This is a genomic window from Collinsella aerofaciens (assembly GCF_001405375.1).
GTDB lineage: Bacteria > Actinomycetota > Coriobacteriia > Coriobacteriales > Coriobacteriaceae > Collinsella > Collinsella aerofaciens_F.
In genome coordinates, this window is sequence record NZ_CYYP01000034.1 from 1 (window position 1) to 2,247 (window position 2,247).

1 protein-coding gene and 2 pseudogenes are annotated in these 2,247 nt (G+C 52.3%); 1 reads left to right on the plus strand and 2 read right to left on the minus strand.

What is annotated here, in order from left to right:
• Positions 1-454 precede the first annotated feature (454 nt).
• Positions 455-650, minus strand: a pseudogene (locus ARB25_RS10425) (transposase); the annotation flags it as partial.
• 14 nt (positions 651-664) lie between these two features.
• Between ARB25_RS10425 and ARB25_RS09595 the strand changes: the two are divergent.
• Positions 665-1,084 (plus strand): annotated as a pseudogene (locus ARB25_RS09595) (transposase); the annotation flags it as partial.
• Positions 1,085-1,310: 226 nt separating this feature from the next.
• Here the strand turns inward: ARB25_RS09595 and ARB25_RS09600 are convergent.
• Positions 1,311-1,907, minus strand: a complete 597-nt coding sequence (locus ARB25_RS09600) for a hypothetical protein (protein WP_055287678.1) — start codon at positions 1,905-1,907, stop codon at positions 1,311-1,313.
• Between the last annotated feature and the right edge of the window lie 340 nt (positions 1,908-2,247).

Below are 2,247 nucleotides of genomic sequence, written 5' to 3' on the forward strand. Positions count from 1 at the left end.
TTCCTAGAACCTGTTGTTGTGGTGATTTCAGATTCTAGGACGAAGGCCGTTCTTCGTTAAACGGGCGCTAGGGTGTCACCCTTACACCAACATTTTCGACGCGATCAGGCAACCTATATAGTCTCGTTATCAAAACGCGCCAATATGCGCACCAACGCGAGCGCCGAATGATCGGGTCGCAACCGGTCAAGTATCGCCTTATGGCCAACGAGAACAACCCTGGCTGCAATGTTAATGTTCACTAAAAAGTGGTTCGAATGGTTACCGGGAAATGGACACTGTGAGCACGAACAATTGAGCAGCTTGATCAAGATGGCCGTATCCCCTGGACACAGACGCAACATGCGGTCAATGGACGCCGACGATGCCTTGAGGCACGATATCGCCCGAAGGCCCCACGCTAGCCGCAACACCGCAAACAAGTACGCCGACATGGAGGTCATATCCCTGTGGCGGCCGTCTGGAAGGTCGCCCCGCCGAGCTTCGGCACGCTGAGCTCGACCTCCCCCTGCCCCGGTGACGAGCTTTTTGGCGTAGTGGCCGCAGCGGTAGGCCTCCCGGCCCACCGTTCTCTCGTAGCGCTCGGCCCCGACGAGCTCGGACGCCTCTTCGTCGAGCGGCGCGTTGAGCGTCTCCTCGACGGCGCGACGCCGCCACCGTGACGGCCATGCACCACGCGGCGTGCGACATGCTGGCGGGGTGCTGCCCGAGGGCGGCGGCGGTGCTGGAGGAGGCCGAGCCCGACGCGCTGGCCTACCTCGACTTTCCGCCGACCCACTGGAAGCGCCTGCGCACCAACAACGTGCAGGAGAGGACCAACCGGGAGATAAAGCGCAGGTCGCGCGTCGTGCAGGTGTTCCCCTCCACGGGCTCGCTGGTGAGGCTCGCGGGCGCGATCATGTGCGAGCAGGACGAGATATGGCAGGAGTCCAGGTATTTCTCGGAAGTGAGGATGAACGAGTTCTACGATGACGGTCGAACTCGGGGTATCGACGGTCCCGTCGATTGGGCGCGGCTTGAGGCGGAGGCCAGGGGGATGCTCGAATCCGGCCTCGAGCTTGCGGACAGGGTCGAGGCCGCATAGGATATCAACCGTGTTCCAGATTCCAGGACGCCGGGCCGACTCGCTTCGGATCGGGCGCTACACCAACTTTCTCGACACTACCCAAATCGTCAACGATATCAGGCGAAAGCCCAAAACGAACATCGTTATAAGAGCCATAAATAGTCATAGTCATAGTCATTAGCTACTAGTCTCTTTATTACTCAGAGGAATAGTCAATCGAATTGAAACAGGTACTAAAACGCCGCTACTCCTCTTCCGCAATGCTCTTAAGGTAACTAACTTGTTTCGTACGAAACAGAGCTACCCGCATGAGAATGTCATCGCACATGCATACGGCGTCGTCTTCGTCATTCTCAGAATGCCCCTTCTCCGTAGAGGCATTTCGAGCAAGCTCGAACCACTTCTCTTCTTGTGACTGAAGCTCAATCACCAAATTATTAAAAGAGCCCCAGATTTCAGGATCAAGATAAGCTTGGTATCTTAGGCTTGTGTCCTTCATCTCGGGCACCAACTTCAGAAAACGAAGAATGTATTTCTTCTTATCTTCAGTGAAAGGCCGCTCAATCAAGCTGTCGCGCACATCTTGTATAAGCGGAATAAGCTCAGCAATTTGCATATCGACCTTGTCATAGAATGCCATCTCGCGTTCAAACAAAATATGTTTTGCCATAGCAGATCTGGATAACTTGGCCTTGTACCTTTCAAGCCGCTTATCAAAAACACTTGTTACGGTTTTATTTGCATAGGCATCGACAGCATCTTTAATTAGAAGCGGTACAAACACAAGCAGTCCACCAAATATGCCAGGGGCCAGAATGGACAAGAATTCAAGAAAGTTCATAAGATCAAAACCGTCCCGCCCCTAGTCAATATCCGTAAACAAGCTGTCCAATTGTTACAAGTGTATTATTCAACACCGAATGCAAGCAAACTCCAGTCTATTGGTATTCCAACCGTCAAGAATTTAAATGACCCACTTTGAATAAATTAAATCGAATTCCTTAAGCAAATCTAAAAGATCATTGATTTGGGTTCGAATTTCATAGCAATCGATAATCTTTTTTGTACCAATGGCACTTGTATGAGGGTAATGTCGAGAAAGTTGGTGTAGCGCCCGATCCGAAGTGAGTCGGCCCGGCGTCCTGGAATCTGGAATACGGTTGATATCCTATGCCGCCTCG